Annotated in this window: 14 protein-coding genes and 1 pseudogene; 6 read left to right on the forward strand and 9 right to left on the reverse strand. The window is 62.0% G+C overall.

Annotation, left to right across the window (positions count from 1 at the left end):
• Positions 1 to 156: 156 nt before the first annotated feature.
• The gene (locus C1720_RS07355) at positions 157 to 1,794 is read right to left on the reverse strand and encodes a TonB-dependent receptor domain-containing protein (protein ID WP_233199859.1); all 1,638 of its coding nucleotides are present in this window, start codon (positions 1,792 to 1,794) and stop codon (positions 157 to 159) included.
• Positions 1,795 to 1,818: 24 nt separating this feature from the next.
• Positions 1,819 to 2,145 (reverse strand): annotated as a pseudogene (locus tag C1720_RS14585) (TonB-dependent receptor plug domain-containing protein); the annotation flags it as partial.
• On the opposite strand from C1720_RS14585, the gene C1720_RS14230 reads away from it, so the two are divergent.
• Complete coding sequence (locus C1720_RS14230) at positions 2,144 to 2,407, forward strand: hypothetical protein (RefSeq protein WP_233199860.1); 264 nt, start codon at positions 2,144 to 2,146, stop codon at positions 2,405 to 2,407. The pseudogene C1720_RS14585 and the gene C1720_RS14230 sit on opposite strands and share 2 nt — an antisense overlap.
• Positions 2,408 to 3,053: 646 nt before the next feature.
• Here the strand turns inward: C1720_RS14230 and prmC are convergent.
• The 5 genes from prmC to C1720_RS07375 all read right to left on the reverse strand — a co-directional run bounded on the left by prmC (position 3,054) and on the right by C1720_RS07375 (position 7,640).
• Positions 3,054 to 3,938, reverse strand: a complete 885-nt coding sequence (prmC, locus tag C1720_RS07360; protein WP_102284568.1) for a peptide chain release factor N(5)-glutamine methyltransferase — start codon at positions 3,936 to 3,938, stop codon at positions 3,054 to 3,056.
• Positions 3,939 to 4,136: 198 nt separating this feature from the next.
• Positions 4,137 to 4,601, reverse strand: coding sequence for a hypothetical protein (locus C1720_RS07365; RefSeq protein ID WP_146006908.1), 465 nt, complete (start codon positions 4,599 to 4,601; stop codon positions 4,137 to 4,139).
• Positions 4,602 to 4,751: 150 nt separating this feature from the next.
• A complete protein-coding gene (locus tag C1720_RS13690; RefSeq protein ID WP_158241666.1) occupies positions 4,752 to 4,898 on the reverse strand; it encodes a hypothetical protein in 147 nt (48 codons plus the stop codon).
• Between the two features lie 172 nt (positions 4,899 to 5,070).
• Positions 5,071 to 7,092 carry a TonB-dependent receptor domain-containing protein gene (locus tag C1720_RS07370; protein ID WP_158241667.1) on the reverse strand — a complete coding sequence of 674 codons (2,022 nt, stop codon included), beginning with the start codon at positions 7,090 to 7,092 and terminating at the stop codon, positions 5,071 to 5,073.
• A gap of 122 nt (positions 7,093 to 7,214) precedes the next feature.
• Positions 7,215 to 7,640 (reverse strand): cupin domain-containing protein, encoded by a 426-nt coding sequence (locus C1720_RS07375; RefSeq protein WP_050714941.1) that lies wholly within the window; start codon positions 7,638 to 7,640, stop codon positions 7,215 to 7,217.
• Positions 7,641 to 7,898: 258 nt separating this feature from the next.
• Here C1720_RS07375 and C1720_RS07380 point away from each other — a divergent pair, with 258 nt between their 5' ends.
• From C1720_RS07380 to C1720_RS13695, 3 genes are all read left to right on the forward strand, one after another.
• Positions 7,899 to 8,975, forward strand: coding sequence for a CobW family GTP-binding protein (locus C1720_RS07380; protein ID WP_102283761.1), 1,077 nt, complete (start codon positions 7,899 to 7,901; stop codon positions 8,973 to 8,975).
• Between the two features lie 94 nt (positions 8,976 to 9,069).
• Entirely contained in the window at positions 9,070 to 9,681 is a 612-nt protein-coding gene (dksA, locus tag C1720_RS07385; protein WP_102283762.1) for an RNA polymerase-binding protein DksA, read from the forward strand.
• Positions 9,682 to 9,726: 45 nt separating this feature from the next.
• Positions 9,727 to 11,493 carry an STAS domain-containing protein gene (locus C1720_RS13695; RefSeq protein WP_158241668.1) on the forward strand — a complete coding sequence of 589 codons (1,767 nt, stop codon included), beginning with the start codon at positions 9,727 to 9,729 and terminating at the stop codon, positions 11,491 to 11,493.
• A 392-nt stretch (positions 11,494 to 11,885) separates the two neighbouring features.
• Here C1720_RS13695 and trhP read toward each other — a convergent pair whose 3' ends face one another.
• Positions 11,886 to 13,289 carry a prephenate-dependent tRNA uridine(34) hydroxylase TrhP gene (gene trhP / locus C1720_RS07395; protein WP_102283763.1) on the reverse strand — a complete coding sequence of 468 codons (1,404 nt, stop codon included), beginning with the start codon at positions 13,287 to 13,289 and terminating at the stop codon, positions 11,886 to 11,888.
• 84 nt (positions 13,290 to 13,373) lie between these two features.
• Here trhP and C1720_RS13700 point away from each other — a divergent pair, with 84 nt between their 5' ends.
• Complete coding sequence (locus tag C1720_RS13700) at positions 13,374 to 13,541, forward strand: hypothetical protein (RefSeq protein WP_158241669.1); 168 nt, start codon at positions 13,374 to 13,376, stop codon at positions 13,539 to 13,541.
• Positions 13,542 to 13,560: 19 nt separating this feature from the next.
• Here the strand turns inward: C1720_RS13700 and C1720_RS07400 are convergent, their stop codons facing one another.
• Positions 13,561 to 14,109, reverse strand: a complete 549-nt coding sequence (locus tag C1720_RS07400; protein WP_102283764.1) for a DUF4124 domain-containing protein — start codon at positions 14,107 to 14,109, stop codon at positions 13,561 to 13,563.
• A gap of 188 nt (positions 14,110 to 14,297) precedes the next feature.
• Here C1720_RS07400 and guaB point away from each other — a divergent pair, with 188 nt between their 5' ends.
• Positions 14,298 to 15,767, forward strand: coding sequence for an IMP dehydrogenase (guaB, locus tag C1720_RS07405; RefSeq protein WP_102283765.1), 1,470 nt, complete (start codon positions 14,298 to 14,300; stop codon positions 15,765 to 15,767).
• Positions 15,768 to 15,784 lie beyond the last annotated feature (17 nt).

Genomic DNA, 15,784 nt, shown 5'->3' on the forward strand with positions numbered 1-15,784 from the left:
ATTGCTTCTGAAACAGGAGCGGATTCAAGGCGCTCAAATCAGCTGATGTCCTGGTAGAGACTTGAAAGGTTGCTCTTTTTATAGAAGCAGAAACAGGCCGCCCGGCAGCCCTGGACAGGGAGCGCCGGACGGCCTGCAAAGCAGCCGGGCTGTGCGTCAGAAGCGGGTGCTCAAGCCCACATAGATATTGCGGCCCTTGCCTACGCGCTGGGATGTTTCAGTAACAAAGGCGTTCATGTAGGAAGCGTCAAACACGTTCTTGATGCCGAACGTCACCTCCATGTCGCGCCCGAAGGGGCCGCTTGCCCAGGGGCGCGGCTGCCAGCGCGCATCCAGATCGACGATGGTGAACGCCTTGCGCACATACCACAGGCGCTGGCCTCGCGACATGGTGGTTTCGGGATTCTGTTTGGGCTTGAACCAGTGATTGACATTCAGGCCCAGCAGCAGGCCCGGCGCCGCCTGCCAGTGGCCGTGCAGATTGAGCTTGTCAGCGAAGGCATAGGGCACGTTTCGGCCCGTCGCGCGATCCGTTTGCCGCACGCGCGAATAGCCAAAACCCACATCGCCCCAGGCGTGCTGATACGTGCCCGTCCACTCAAAGCCGTGGCGTTTGACGCTGCCTGTATTCAAATAAGTGGCATATGCCTCGCTTTCAGGCGGCGTCTCATTCGGGCGCACGCGTTTCAACGAAATCATGTCCTTGATGCGGCCGCTGAACAGCATCAGCTTGGTTTCCAGCGAATCATTGGCCGCCCACAGGCCGTTTTTCGTCCATGAGAAACCGATTTCCGTTTCGCGCGCGGTTTCAGGTTTCAGCTCGTAATTTGGCAGATACCAATAATGCGGATTCAGCGGCCCGTTGCTATGCGTTTCATGCGGCGTGGGCGCTCGAAAAGCCTCCGCCCAGTTGCCGAGCAGATAAAGGCCATCTGCCACACGCACGCTAACGCCTACGCGCGGAGAAAAATGTGATTTCTTGGTCGAATACTGATGCTTGGCTACTTTACGCTCGAAACGGTCATAACGCCCGCCTAGCTGGAGAATCACGCCGCCATTCAAAAACGATGACTCAATGTGGCCATAAACGCCCGTGTCGTTATAGGTATTGGGCATGGAGCCAAAATCACTCAGCTCGCCGTCATTGAGCATCATTGCATCTTCATTGCGCTTCTCATAATCCACGCCCAGCAGCAGGCGGTGCTGGATGCGCCCAGTCTCGAAATGGGAGAGATTTTTGACGCGGAATCCGTAGCGCTTGTCTTCATTTTCATATTGGATAGGCAGAAGTTCATAATGCCGGTCATAGCTGCCCTTGGAGTGGAATGCTGTGGCCGTCAAATCAACCCACGGATTGGCAATGGGCTTGAATGTGTATTTGGCCACCCAGTCCTGCTGCTTGAGCTTTCCAATGACAGGGCCTGTTCTTTCGCTGTAATTGCTGTGCCACAGATTTTGCCAGACGGTAGCCACATCCATTCCGTAATCAAAATAGGAAAGCGAAATTTTCTGCTCCGGCGTGATTTTGAAGCCGCCTTGCAAATAGGCCACCGTCGTGTCTTCGTCCGTAGGCACCTTGCGGGTAGGCTGACCGTTGATATTGCCCCAGACGCGCGACATTTCCTGATCGCCGCGCCTGCCTTTCTTGCCATAGGCCATGAATTCAAAAGGCTGGTCCTTGGGCGCGAAAGCTCCGGCCAAATAGCCTTCGCGGTAATTGTTGTGTTCGTAGCGCAACTTGGCGACAAAACCCCTGTCCTTGCCTTCCGGCACAAAATCTTCAGCGGTTTTCATGCCCATGTCCACCACGCCGCCAATCGCGCCGCCGCCATATTGAATGGACGAAGCGCCCTTAACCACTTCCACGCGCTTGAGCAAATCAGGGTCGGAGCGGAATGAGGAAATATGGTTGGAAAACATGCTCAGCGAGCGCCGCACGCCGTCTTGCATGATGATGATGCGGTTTTCCGACTGGTAGCCAAAGCCGCGAATATGGAAGGACTGCCCCAGGCCTCGCCCGAAGTCATCGCCAATTGAAACGCCGGGCACGCTGCTTAGCGCGTCAATGGGCGTGCTGGCCGCCTCCAGTTGCTGCTCCTTCACGACGGAAACGGAACCGGGATAAGTCTGCAAATCCGTCGCCATGCTGGTGCCCGTGACGGTGACTTCAGGCAGGTTCGGGACTTTTTCTTTGTCTTTTTCCTGCGCCCGCTGCGCCTGCTGCGCAGCGGCCTGGCCCAACAAAAGAAAAATGCCGCAGGCCAAGGCGGAAAAACGCCAGAAAGGAGAATGGAGGGAACGCATCAGAAATCCACCAATGAAAAAACGGCCCCATGAAACGCAGGGGCCTGACGCGGTTTTCATCGTGGATAGCCGCTCGGCTGGCAGCTTTTTGACGCAATTGTAAAGAATTGCCTCGCAGCTGGATTGATAAACATCAAACCGATGGGGCCGCGTGAGCGGCAGCCCGAAAGCGGCGGATAAATAACGGCGGATGAATAGCAGCGGATGAATGACAGATTTTCGGTGCGGCTATTCCGGATTTTCAGTTTTCAGGCATGGCGCCAACCGAAATGGGCCTTTCAAGAATTTGCAACGCCCACGAACGCCCGAAACTGCGCTTTTGCGGGATGGGCGCTGCAACAGCAAACCGCTGCGCGCCTCGCTTTCCGAAGCCGGATTCTGACGCGGTTTTTGCGGTTGCTGCCGTTTCTGGAATTCCGTCCCATATCCCATCATCGCCCCAAGCCTTGGCGCAAAGAGTGCGAACACGGGTTGCCGCCTCGCCGCATTTCCTGCGGTTTGGGGCCGTGGAAAGAGAAAGAGCGGGCAGTGAGAGGTGCTGCATTGAATAAGCGGCCAGGAGAGGTTGCTATAGCTCTTTTATTTATAGCGCACTGTCCTAGTGGAATAAGCGCAGAGCAGGTATTCTGACTGCTTGAATTTGCTCCTGTTTTTGAGGCGGCCGGGCAGGCTTTGCTCAGCTGAAAGACTTGCTTGAGCCGCCCGGCCCGCGTGCCTGGCGGCAATCAGCCGCCCGCTGCGTTTCGCGCTCATGGCGGCTTGTTGCCTGGCCATTGCCCGCCGCTGCATCGCTCGATGCCTGCCAGGTCGCGGCGCGATTGCACGCGGACAAAGCCTGCGGCGGCCAGCAGCGCGCGCACGGCGGGGGCCTGGTTGTGGCCGTGCTCCAGCAGCAGCCAGCCGCCGGGGCGCAGATGGGGGCGCGCAGGCGCGGCGCGGGCGATGGCGTGGATGATGGCGCGGATGGCGTCCAGCCCATCCGCGCCGCTGGTCAGGGCCAGGCGCGGCTCGTGCGCCAGCGCGGGCAGGTGGGTGTCGCCCTCGGCGATGTAGGGGGGGTTGCTGACGATGAGGTCAAACGCGGGCGCGTCGGCCACGGCGCGCAGCCAGTCGCCTTGCCGCAGGTTCAGGCGCAGGGCCAGGCGCTGGGCGTTGGTGGCGGCCACGGCCAGGGCGTCAGCGCTGGCGTCGCTGGCCCAGATGTCGGCTTGCGGGCGCTGGCTGGCCAGGGCCAGGGCGATGGCGCCGCTGCCCGTGCCCAGGTCCAGCGCGCGCAAGGGGCGGAAAGGGGCTTGGGCTGGCAGGAGCGAAAGCGCCCAGTCCACCAGCGTTTCGGTGTCGTCACGCGGGTCGAGAACGCGCTCGTCCACTTGCAGCTCAAGCCCGTAGAACGCTTTGCGGCCCGTGAGGTAGGCCACTGGCTCGCCCGCCGCGCGGCGCCGGCACAGGCTGGCGAAGCGGCGGGCCTGCTCTGCGGGCAGCGCGTCACTGTCGTGCGCCAGCAGCCAGGCGCGCTCGTGCGCGGGGCGGCCCAGCGCGTGCAGCAGCAGCATGTGCGCTTCCAGGCGCGGCAGGCCGCTGGCGGCGGCTTGGGCCAGGGCCTGGGCCAGTGTGGCGGGAAGTGGAGTGGGCATGGGCGTGGATGATGCGGTGGGGCGGCCCGCTGTGCTCGCCAGCCGCCGCATGGTTAGCGGAGCGATTGTTCTTGGCCGAACCCGGCGCGGCAATCAGCACGGCATCCAACGCGTGCGCTTGCTCAGGAGGATCAGCCCAAATCAGCCCGTTTCATGGTTTCGATTTTTGCTCTGCACACTGGCTCTGCTTTTGCTCTGCTATTGCCCCTTGGCAAGCAGCAGCACAAGGTTTTGTGACGGCTCGAAGTAGGCATGGCACAGCCATGTTCCATGCGTGAAAAGCCCGTCAAGCTCCGGCGATGTCTGATAGCGCCCTTCAGGGATCAGGCGCTGGATGGCCGGGTGCGTGTCACCCGGCGGCTGTGCATGGGCAAGGCCTTCCAGTTGGCTGATTTTTTCAAGCAATGCAGCGTCTGGCCGGATCACTGCATCTATCCAGTAAAGGGATGGCCCCGGCATGGCCGGATCTCCCATTACCCCGCTTGTCCATTGGATGGATTTTGCGTTTTTCAGCATGGGAAAACGCGCGGCGATGGGGGCAAGCTCATTTCGAACCTTCCCATCGCCGGTTTTTGCCGCTTTCATTTCGGCGCTTCCAGGATTGGTTTCCATATTCGTCATGTCACAGCCATGCAGCCCCGCAAGGCAGAAAGCCATGATCATGCATCTTCTGGTTGTCATCTGTCCGTCCTGTTTTATTAGCTCCGTTGATATTGCCCGCCAATGGTCTTCTGCCTGTTTTCATTGCTGAAATACGTTTTGCCCGGCAGGCCCTGTCCATGATTGCAAAGCTTTGGCCTTCACGGTTGGCGGCTATTTTTCAACCGCTGCACGGATTATTTTCTGGTTGATATTGGAGGCAATATTGGTGCTTTTTGCCATGGCCTTTTCATCATCAAAAAAATGGGCTTCTCCGGTATTTTCTCTGTCGTGTGAACAAAAATCTAGGGCATCGTCCAAGTTCGGCCTTGTCCGTTTCGCACCATAAAGCATTGCACACCATTTGCAGGGAATCCACAAAAAGAGGAGCAAAAAAAGGCCCGTCAAACAGGCCTTGTCGCAGCGTCTGCGGGAAAGTTTGCTATGAACCAAGGAGCAAATTCTGCTCCTTGGCTTTTCGCCGCCTGCGGGTTCAGAACTTGATGTCCAGCCGCACCCAGAAGGAGCGGCCGGGTTCGTTGATGCGGGTGGTGGAGCCGGCGTTGGGGTTCAGGCCCAGGCCGTTGTAGAACTCGGGCGTTTGCACGGCTTTGGTGAGGTGCTCAGCGTAGGTGCGGTCAAAGATGTTGTCGATGCCGAAGTTCAGCCGGGCGTGCTGGTTGAAACGCCAGTGGCCGTGCACGCCAAAGACGGCAAAGCCGGGGGTGGGAGCGATGTCCACGCCATTGACGTTGCCGTCGCCCACGCTGACGCGGTTTTGCCGCGCGGCGGCGCGCATCACGCCGATGAGCGATGCCTGCTGGGTTTCGTAGCCGGCGCGCAGGCGCAGCTCCAGCGGGGGGATTTGCCCCAGGGGGCGGTGGTCGGTCTGGTTGCGGCCCCAGGTCCAGGCCAGGTCGCCGCCCACTTTGAAGTTGGCGGGCAGCGCGTAGTCGGCGCTGGCTTCAAAGCCGTAGCGTATGGCGCTGATGTTGCGGGCAAAGGAGTTGGCCGCCAGGTCGTTGAGGCGCGGGTTGTTCTTGTAGATGAGGATGTAGTCGTTGATGCGGTTGATGAAAGCCGAGCCGTTCAGGCGCAAGTTGCCTTCGGTGTAGCGGGTGCCCACATCAAGCTGGAGGCTTTTTTCGGGCTTGATATCGCGGTTGCGGTTGCGTTCCCAGAAGTCGGGGGCGCGCTGGGTGTAGCCCAGGCCCACGTAGTGATGCCAGGGGCGCGGGCCAAATTCAAAGCGGGTGAAGGCGGCCGTGAGGTTGTAGCGGTTTTTGCGCTGTTTGGCGTTTTGCCCGTACCAGAAGCCGGGGTAGGTGGTGGCGCGGGTGCGGTCGCGGCGCAGGCCGGCGACCCAGGCGCGGTCTTCGCCCAGGTTCATGCGGTTTTCAAGGAAGACGCCGATGTTGCTGGAGGTTTCGCTGCGGCTGCGGGCCAGGTTGGTGTAGGCGCGGCGGGCGCGGTGCTCGTCGGCGTACCAGTCCAGGCCGGCCGTGGTGCGGTTGGCGCCCCAGGCGAGTTCGGCGCTGGCCTTGGCGTTGCGGGTGATGCGGTCCGGATTGCCGCCCGCCAGCAGGCCCCGGAACTGGCGGCCCATGATGATGTCCTGGTGGCTGTAGCCGGTTTCGAAGCTGAGCTTTTGCAGCAAGGGGTTGATGTCGCTGATTTCGGCTTTGGCGCCGTAGGAGTTGCGGTCGGTCTTGCCCGAGTCCAGTTGCAGGCTGGCGAATTTGGCCTTGCTGCGGTTGGCGTCGGCAAAGAGTTCAAAGCGCAAATGGCGGGTGGGCGTGACGGCCAGGTTGAGCGAGCCGCTCTTGCGCGTGTACCAGGAGCGCACTTCGTTGCCGTCGCCGTCTTTGTAGTCGTCGCTTCTGCCCCGCGTGGCGATGGCGCGCAGGGAAACGAGGGGGTTGCCTGCAGCGAAGTCGCCAAAAGCGTCCACATAGCCAAAGCTGCCCAGCGACAGGGCGCCGTCGAACTCGGTGCTGAATTTGTCGTACACGCGCGGGTGGCGCACGAATTCCACCGCGCCAGCCACCAGGCCGGGGCCTTTGAGCACGGTTTGCGGGCCTTTGGTGACGACGAGTTCGTCATACGCCTGCGGGTTGATGTAGGAAGTGGGCGTGTCCATGCGGATGCCGCAGCCGCCGTAGAGGAACTGGTCATTGGCGGTGATGGCCAGGCGCGAGCCGCCCAGGCCGCGAAAGACCGGATCGCCCGCCTGCTGGCCCTTGCGCACCACGCCCATGTTGGGAATTTCCTTGAGCAGCGAGGCGCCGTCGGTCATGCGCGGGGCCACAGCGGGAGCGCGCGTGTCCACGCTGACCTGGCCGGCGATGGCCTCCTGCTTGTCCGTGACGAGCACGGCTGGCAGCGCGGGGTCTGCCTTGTCTTTCTTGGGCACGCTGGAAGCGGATGTTTGCGCGGCGGCGCTGGTGCACAGCGCGGCCAGGACCAGCGCCGAGGCGGCAGCCAGGGCGTGCGGGTGTGGGATGAAAGGTTTCATGACAGCTCTCATGACAGCTATTGGGCGGAAAAAAGGCCGCCCGTCCTGATAAGGAGGGCAGCCGGAAGAACGAAAGGAAGAAACGAATGGCGTGTGAAACAGCGGGAAATGCGCCTGCTGGCTCAGTGCTCGCTCTTGTCGGCGCTGCCCTTGGGCTTGATCACGGTGATTTGCAGCACCACGGGGTCTTTGCCCGTTTTGGCGAAGTGCAGCTGCCCGGCCGGGTGGGTGAAGATGCTGCCGGGCGGCAGGGTTTTGAGCTTGGCCTCGTCATACGTCTTGCCAAAGCCCAGCTCCAGCGTGCCGCTGATGACGGTCACGAAGAAATAGCCTTCTTTCGGGCCGTGCGGCTCCAGCTTCTTGTTCGGCTCGATGGTGACGCGGATGGTTTTGGTGGTGAATTCGCTGTTGTCGTCCAGCACGGCGCGGCCGTCCTTGAACGCCATTTCATTCGGGGTGAGCGCCACATCCGCCGCTTGCGCGGCTGCGCCGAAAGCCAGCAGAGCCGCCAGGCCGATGGATTGGGCAATGGTCTGAAAAGGTTTCATCTTGCAACTCCTCTATAAGAGATGAGCTGTGAATGGTATTGCAAACCAGATTTCTTCTTGTTGCGTTTTGTCAATGCCAGAAAGCCGATTCGCCGCCTGCGCCCGTGGTTGCTGGATTCGTTGCTATCGAAACAATAGAAACCCTGCCGCCGTATTAACCGTTTGCAAACATGGTTTCAAGGCATGCCGAACCGCCAGGCAGGCCCACGAATGCGGCGGTACACTCCGCGCCCTTTCAAACCGGCCCTTGTGCATCCAATGTCCCTCATCCCCGCCACCATCCTCACCGGCTTTCTCGGCTCCGGCAAAACCACGCTGCTGCGGCGCGTGCTGACCGAGGCGCACGGGCAGAAGATTGCCGTTATCGAAAACGAGTTTGGCGAGGAGAACATCGACAACGACATTCTGGTGAGCGACGACAAAGAGCAGATCGTTCAGATGAACAACGGCTGCGTGTGCTGCACCATCCGCGAAGACTTGCGCGCCACCCTGGCCGATCTGGCCGCCCGAAAGCGCAGCGGCGCGCTCGACTTCGAGCGCGTGATCATCGAAACCACCGGCCTGGCCGACCCTGGCCCCGTGGCGCAGACTTTTTTCATGGACGACGAAGTGGCCGAGCAATATCTGCTGGACGCCATCGTGACCCTGGTCGATGCCAAGCACGCCATGCAGCAGCTCGATGAGCGCCAGGAAGCGCGCCGCCAGGTGGGCTTTGCCGATCAGATCTTCATCAGCAAGGCTGATCTGGTGTCGGGCGACGAGCTGGCTGCGCTGCAACACCGTCTGGCGCACATGAACCCGCGCGCGGGGCAGCACGTCACGCACTTCGGGCAGGCGCCGCTTAAAAGCGTGCTGGATCTGCGCGGCTTCAACCTGAACGCGCGGCTGGACATTGACCCGGACTTTCTCAAGGAAGAAGACCACGGCCACGCCCATGACCACGGTCACCATGACCACGGCCACGAGGGCTGCGACCACGCGCATGACCACTGCCAGCACGGGCATCACCACCATCACGCGCACCACCACGCGCATGACGACGACGTGAAAAGCTTCGTTTTCCGCACCGAACGCGCTTTTGACCCGGCCCGGCTGGAAGACTTTCTGGGCGCCATCGTCAATATCTACGGCCCCAAGATGCTGCGCTACAAGGGCGTGCTGTGGATGAAGGACGTGCAGCGCAAAGTCATCTTCCAGGGCGTGCACCAGCTCATGGGCAGCGACCTGGGTCCGGCCTGGGCTGAAGGCGAAAAGCGCGTCAGCAAGATGGTGTTCATCGGCATCGACTTGCCGCGCGACATCTTTGAACAAGGGCTGTCGCAATGCCTGGTCTGAACCTAGCTTCAGGGCCAGACACGCTTTATACAATCGCCCGCCTATTTTTTCGCCCGGCCCCTGCGCCAGGCTCCAACCAAGGGAGAAGTGCCTCATGAAAACCACGGCTGGAAAAACTGCTTCAAAGGCCGCCAGCACCCGGCAAGCGCCGCCCGCGCAGGCAACGGTCAAGTCCAGGGCCAAAACGGCCACGGCCCACAAAAAGACATTGCCTCCCCCCGCTGCCAAGCCTGCCGCCGCAGCCCTGATCAAGAAAGATCCGCGCCTGGCTGACAACTGGAAAAACAAGCCCGCTCAAGAGCTGACCGACGCCGAGGTGCTTGCCATGCCCGATGACGAGTACATGAACGAAGCGCAGATGGCCTTTTTCCGCCACAAGCTTGTTGGCTTGAGAAACGGCATCCTGGAAAACGCCGACGAAACCACTGAGCACCTGCGCGAAGACACCATTGTTGTGCCCGATCCGGCCGATCGCGCCACCATCGAGGAAGAACACGCCCTGGAGCTGCGCACACGCGACCGCGAGCGCAAGCTGCTCAAAAAAATCGAGCAGTCCATTGCCCGCATTGACATGGGCGAATACGGTTATTGCGATGAAACCGGCGAGCCTATCGGCGTGGGCCGCCTGTTGGCGCGCCCCACGGCCACGCTCTCACTGGAAGCGCAGCAGCGGCGCGAACTCAAGCAAAAAATGTTTGGCGAGTAAGCGTCCGGCTGGCCGCCCGCCTGTGCCCGTTCGCATAATGCGCCCATGAGCAAGAACACCTCTCCCAGCGGCCTGCTCTCGCGGATGGCCAAGTTCGTCAAGAACTCGGCCACCGGCTGGTCAGATCTGGACCAGCTGGATTCCCGGCAAGATGCGTCCGACACGCGGCAGGCGCTCAAGGACATGATCGAGCGCAAGCGCCGCAACGACGCCTCGCGCCGTGACGAGTTCGAAACGCTGCGCAAAATCCGCCGTGGCGAAGTGGCCAAAAACAAGAGCTCCAGTTCAGACGCAGGCCCATCCAGCTACCTGAACAGCGCTCCTCCTGACGCCGTCCGGCCTCACCGCGCCCGCACGCTGGAAAGAAAGATCGACCAGATCGAAGAACAGATGGCGCAGGCCTGGTTCAAGAAACCCCGCAACGACGCTGCGCCCGAACCCCAGGCGCCTCCTCCCGAACCCGCGCCCCATGCTCCGCCCGCCGTCGAAAACACAGCTTTCGCCGCCACCGTGCCCATGTCCCATTTGCCGGAAGGCGTGGTCGAAGTGGTTCCGCCTTCAATGGAAGATGAGCACGACACCCTGGTGGACGCCCCCGCCACCAAAGCGGAAGAGCCGCCCACCCATGCTGACGCTCCTCACGAGCACGTTCCTCACGCCACAGGAGAAGACCGCGACGCCTACACCTTCGGCATCATGGGCGACTTCAACGTGGAAGTCTCCGCCGAGATGCCGCAAGACGCGGAGCTGGAAGAAAGCGCCATCCGCTTCGCCAATGGTGACGCCGCCGGAGCCGAAGAAAGCCTGCGCGCGCTGATTGCCGAAGGCGGCCCACGTCAGGATCATGAAGACACTTGGCTATGCCTGTTCGACCTCTACCGCGCCACGGCGCAGCAAGCCAAATTCGACGAAACCGCCATTGAATTTGCCAGCCGCTTTGGCCGCTCGGCCCCGCAGTGGGGCATGCTCACGCCTGAAAAACTGGCGCAAATGGCCCGCCATGCCAGTCCGAAAAACGCGCGCGCGGCGCTGGCCCAATGGGCCGCGCCCGCCACGCTCAGCGTGCAATCCTTGGCCGCGCTGGCAGGCGCCATCAAGCGCAACACGCCGCCTTGGCGCATCGACTGGCGCTCGCTCAAAAGCATCAACCCTGATGCCCTGCCAGCCCTGACAGAGCAGCTGCACCGCTGGGCCGACAGCGGCGACCGCATCAAATTCCTCGGTGCGGAAACACTGCTGGACATCCTGGCCGAAAAAACCCCCAACGAAGACCGCAACACCGACACGCAGTGGTGGACAGCGCGCCTGGCTCTGCTGCGCCTGATGGGCGAAATGGATGAATTCGACCTTGTGGCGCTTAATTACTGCGTCACCTACGAAGTTTCCCCGCCCGCCTGGCAAGCCCCTCGCTGCCACTACACGGCCATGACGCCCGAAGGCGAAACCATCCTGGCCGAGCTGGGCGGAGGAGAACCTGCCGCAGCCGCGCAGGACACGCACGCCCCGCAAGAAGACGTGCAGCTCGTCGAAGGCCACCTGCGCGCCCAGCTCAGCGGCGAAATCCTGGACGATCCCACGGCCATCCTCGCCCCCATCCGCGAGCGCCTCGGCGATGCCCGCTATGTCGAGTTGAACTGCCGCTTCGTGCTGCGCGTGGATTTCGCTGCCGCCGGCATGCTGCTCAACTGGGCGGCCGATCTGCAGGCACAGGAAAAAAAAGTTGCCTTCACCAACCTCAACCGCCTGATCGCCCTGTTTTTTGGCGTGGTCGGCATTCCCGAAGTCGCCCGCGTTTCACCCCGGCAGGACTGAAACCCCGTTTGACCTCCGCCAGCAAGGCGCAAAAAAGCTGGCCGGAATGGGCGCTTCGCAGGGGGCAGCGTTCTGCATTATTTGCTCCTTGATTCATAGCATGATGTCCTAGTGGAAACTGCGCTAGGCGGCATTTTTCACCCTCCAGATTTGCTCTTCTTTTTGGTGTGATCTGGCGGGCGGAAACCGTCTGGAACCTGACTGCCCTCTGTCCGAGGGACGCAAAAATGCGGACTCGGGCGCTCGTGGGCCTTGCAAATTCTCAGCGGGCTGCAAGCTCCGTCTTCAGTTTGCGCTTTGCTGCCCCATTCCGATTTCTGCGCTTTCGCCTCTCACGGCCGGATGGCGGACAGCATCTGAAGGCGTCGCGCGCCCATCAGCCACAACCGGATTCACGCAGCCTGCGGCTCGAATACGCGGGCAATCAGCGCGCCATCGGCGGGGCCGTCCATCGGAATCCACACGCGCAAGGGGTTGCCGCTGGCCACTTGCAGGCTCTGGCCTTCGGCGTTTTTCATGGCCGCCAGACGGCAGGTGCGGTTGCCGGCGGGGTGGATGATTTCGATCAGGTCGCCCACGGCGAAGCGGTTTTTGGTTTCCACTTCGGCCCAGCCGTCCGCGCAGGCGCGCACTTCGCCCACGAACTGGCTGCGGGTGGAGGTGGAGTGGCCGGTTTCGTAGTTCTGGTAGCTCTGGATAGGGTGGCGCTCCAGAAAGCCGCTGGTGTAGCCCCGGTTGGCCAGGCCCTCCAGCTCGGTGATGAGGGCGGGGTTGAAGGGGCGGCCCGCCACGGCGTCGTCGATGGCGCGGCGGTACACCTGCGCGGTGCGGGCCACGTAATACAGGCTTTTGGTGCGGCCTTCGATCTTGAGCGAGTCCACGCCAATGCGGCACAGGCGCTCTACCAGTTCAACCGCGCGCAAGTCCTTGCTGTTCATGATGTAGGTGCCGTGCTCGTCTTCCATGATGGGCATGAGCTGGCCGGGGCGGCCTTCTTCTTCGATGAGATAGACCTTGTCGGCTTTGGGATGGCGCTGCTGGCCGGTGGCGCTTGGCATGGCGCCGTCATGCACGGCTTCATGCGCAGCTTTTTCGGCGCGCTCTTGCTCGCTGGCGAAGCTGAAATCCGCCAGGCGCGCGCCTTGCGCCAGGGCTTCGCCGGTGTTGGGGTCCACGTCGGCCTCGTGCGTGGCGTAGTTCCAGCGGCAGGCGTTGGTGCAGGTGCCCTGGTTGGGGTCGCGCCGGTTGAAGTAGCCCGAAAGCAGGCAGCGGCCCGAGTAGGCCATGCACAGCGCGCCGTGCACGAACACTTCCAGCTCCATGTCGGGGCAGGCTTGGCGAATTTGCTCCACTTCTTTCAGGCTGAGTTCGCGCGAGAGGATGATGCGCGCCACGCCCACGCTTTGCCAAAAGCGCACGGCGGCCCAGTTGGTGGTGTTGGCCTGCACGCTCAAATGGATGGGCACGTGCGGCCACTTTTCGCGCACCTGCATGATCAGGCCGGGGTCGGCCATGATGAGTCCGTCCGGCCCCAGCGCAATCACAGGCTCCAGATCGCGCAGGTAGCTGCGCACCTTGTCGTTGTGCGCATAAAGGTTGCTGGTGACAAAGAATTTTTTGCCGCGTGCGTGCGCCTCGGCGATGCCCTGGGCCAGCTGTTCCAGCCGGAATTCGTTGTTGCGCGCGCGCAAGCTGTAGCGCGGCTGGCCAGCATAAACGGCGTCGGCGCCAAAGTCATAGGCGGCGCGCATTTTTTCAAGGCTGCCGGCGGGCAGCAGCAGTTCTGGGTTTTTCATGCGGGGGGATTGTCTGGGGGAGGCGGGACGGCCTCTTCAAAGCTGGCTTGCTATTAAACAGGAAGCAAATTCAGGCAGTCAAAAATGGGGATTGCGCTTTATCTGCGCCGAGATATTGCTATTGATCAAGAAGCAAAAAAGGCAAATAAATTCTGCTTCGTTTGCTCCGCGCATCTGCCGCGCAGGCAGCCGTCATCGGCAAAAACAAACCGCCTGCGAGAGGCGGTTGGCATGCAAGCGCGGGCGCTTTGAACCGGTGCTGAACAGGCGCTCAATTGCAGTCGTTGCGCATGACTTCTTCGATGCGCTTGGTTTCAGCGGCGCGCTGTTCGGGGCTCATGAAGGAGCGCCCGCCTTTTCCGTCTGATTGCATGATGCGCTGGCCTGAATCCAGCAGGGCTTTGGCCGAGATGGCGCGCTTGCAGTTTTCGGCCTTCTGGGCGGCCAGCCGGTCGGCTTCCGCCTTCTTCTTGGCGGCTTCTTCGGCTTCGGCTTTTTTCAGCTTTTCCTGTAGCGCCTTGTCTTGCGCTGCTGGCGCAGCGGCCTGGGGTGTGGATGCCTGGGGCGCAGCGGCTGGGGCGGCCGTGCTGTCGGCGGCGCTGCTTTCGGCTTTGTCCGCCGCCGGGGCGGGCGCAGCGGGGCGGGCGGCGGGCTGCTTGAGTATGTTTTTCTGCGGCGTGCCGGGCGGCGGCGGCTGGTCGCTGAAAACGCGGCGGCCGCTGCCGTCAATCCACTGGTATTGGGCATGGGCCGGAAGGCTGGCCGCCACGGCAAGGGCAGCGAAGGAGGCGGTGGCAAGGGCGCGGACGGTGAGTTTCATGGGGCTGCAAGGCTCTGGGTCAATGAAGGCGCTTATTGTGCGTCGCGCCTGGCCGCGCGCCAATGCCCGTTTAGCGGGGCAAATGTGCCGTAATGCGCAGAAACGGGCTGAATCTGGCGGCATGAGCGTGCTGCATGCGTGTGCTTGGAGGCCGCAAGTAGAATTCATTTTTTGCGGAGCCATACCCCATGCGCCTGATCGGCAATGCGCTCACCTTCGACGATGTGTTGTTGGTGCCAGCTTTCTCCCAGGTCCTGCCCAAGGACGCCAATCTCTCCACCCAGCTCACCCGCAACATCCGCCTGAATCTGCCGCTGCTGTCCGCCGCGATGGATACGGTGACGGAAGCGCGCCTGGCCATTGCCATGGCGCAAGAAGGCGGCATGGGCATCGTTCACAAAAACCTCACGGCGCAAGAGCAGGCCGCGCAGGTGGCCAAAGTCAAGCGCCATGAATCGGGCGTGCTGCGCGATCCGGTGGTCATCACACCGGAGCACACCGTGCGGCAAGTCAGCGATCTGTCGCACGAGCTGGGCGTGAGCGGCTTTCCGGTGGTGGACCACGGCAAGGTCGTGGGCATCGTCACCGGGCGCGATTTGCGCTTTGAAACCCGCTACGACATGCCCGTGCGCGAGATCATGACGCCGCGCGAGCGCCTCATCACCGTGCGCGAAGGTGCCACGCTGGAAGAGGCCAAGCAGCTGCTCAACAAGCACCGCCTGGAGCGCCTGCTGGTGGTCAATGACGCCTTTGAACTCAAGGGCCTGATCACCGTCAAGGACATCACCAAGCAAACCACCTTCCCCAATGCCGCGCGTGATGCTTCGGGTCGCCTGCGCGTGGGCGCCGCCGTAGGCGTAGGCGCAGGCACCGAAGAGCGTGTGGAAGCGCTGGTCAAAGCCGGCGTGGACGCCATCGTGGTCGATACTGCCCACGGCCACAGCAAGGGCGTGATCGAGCGCGTGCGCTGGGTCAAGAACAACTGGCCGCAAGTCGATGTGATTGGCGGCAACATCGCCACCGGCGCCGCTGCCCGCGCGCTGGCCGAGGCGGGCGCGGATGGCGTGAAAGTCGGCATCGGCCCGGGCAGCATCTGCACCACGCGCGTGATTGCGGGCGTGGGCGTGCCGCAAATCACGGCCATCGACAGCGTGGCCATGGCGCTCAAAGGCACGGGCGTGCCCCTCATCGCCGATGGCGGCGTGCGCTACAGCGGCGACATTGCCAAGGCCCTGGCCGCCGGCGCGCATGCCGTGATGATGGGCGGCGTGTTTGCCGGCACCGAAGAAGCGCCCGGCGAAATCGTGCTCTTTCAGGGCCGCAGCTACAAAAGCTACCGGGGCATGGGCAGCATTGGCGCCATGCAGCAAGGCAGCGCCGACCGCTACTTTCAGGAAAGCAGCACCGGCAACCCCAACGCCGACAAGCTCGTGCCCGAAGGCATTGAAGGCCGCGTGCCCTACAAAGGCAGCGTGGTCGCCATCATTTACCAAATGGCCGGCGGCCTGCGCGCCAGCATGGGCTACTGCGGCTGCGCCACCATCGAGGAAATGCGCGAAAAGGCCGAATTCGTGCAAATCACCGCCGCCGGCATTCGCGAATCGCACGTGCATGACGTGCAAATCACCAAGGAAGCGCCGAATTACCGCGCTGAATAATCCGCAGGGAAAATATT

The sequence above is a fragment of the Ottowia massiliensis genome (assembly GCF_900240305.1).
GTDB classification, from domain to species: Bacteria; Pseudomonadota; Gammaproteobacteria; order Burkholderiales; family Burkholderiaceae_C; genus Ottowia; species Ottowia massiliensis.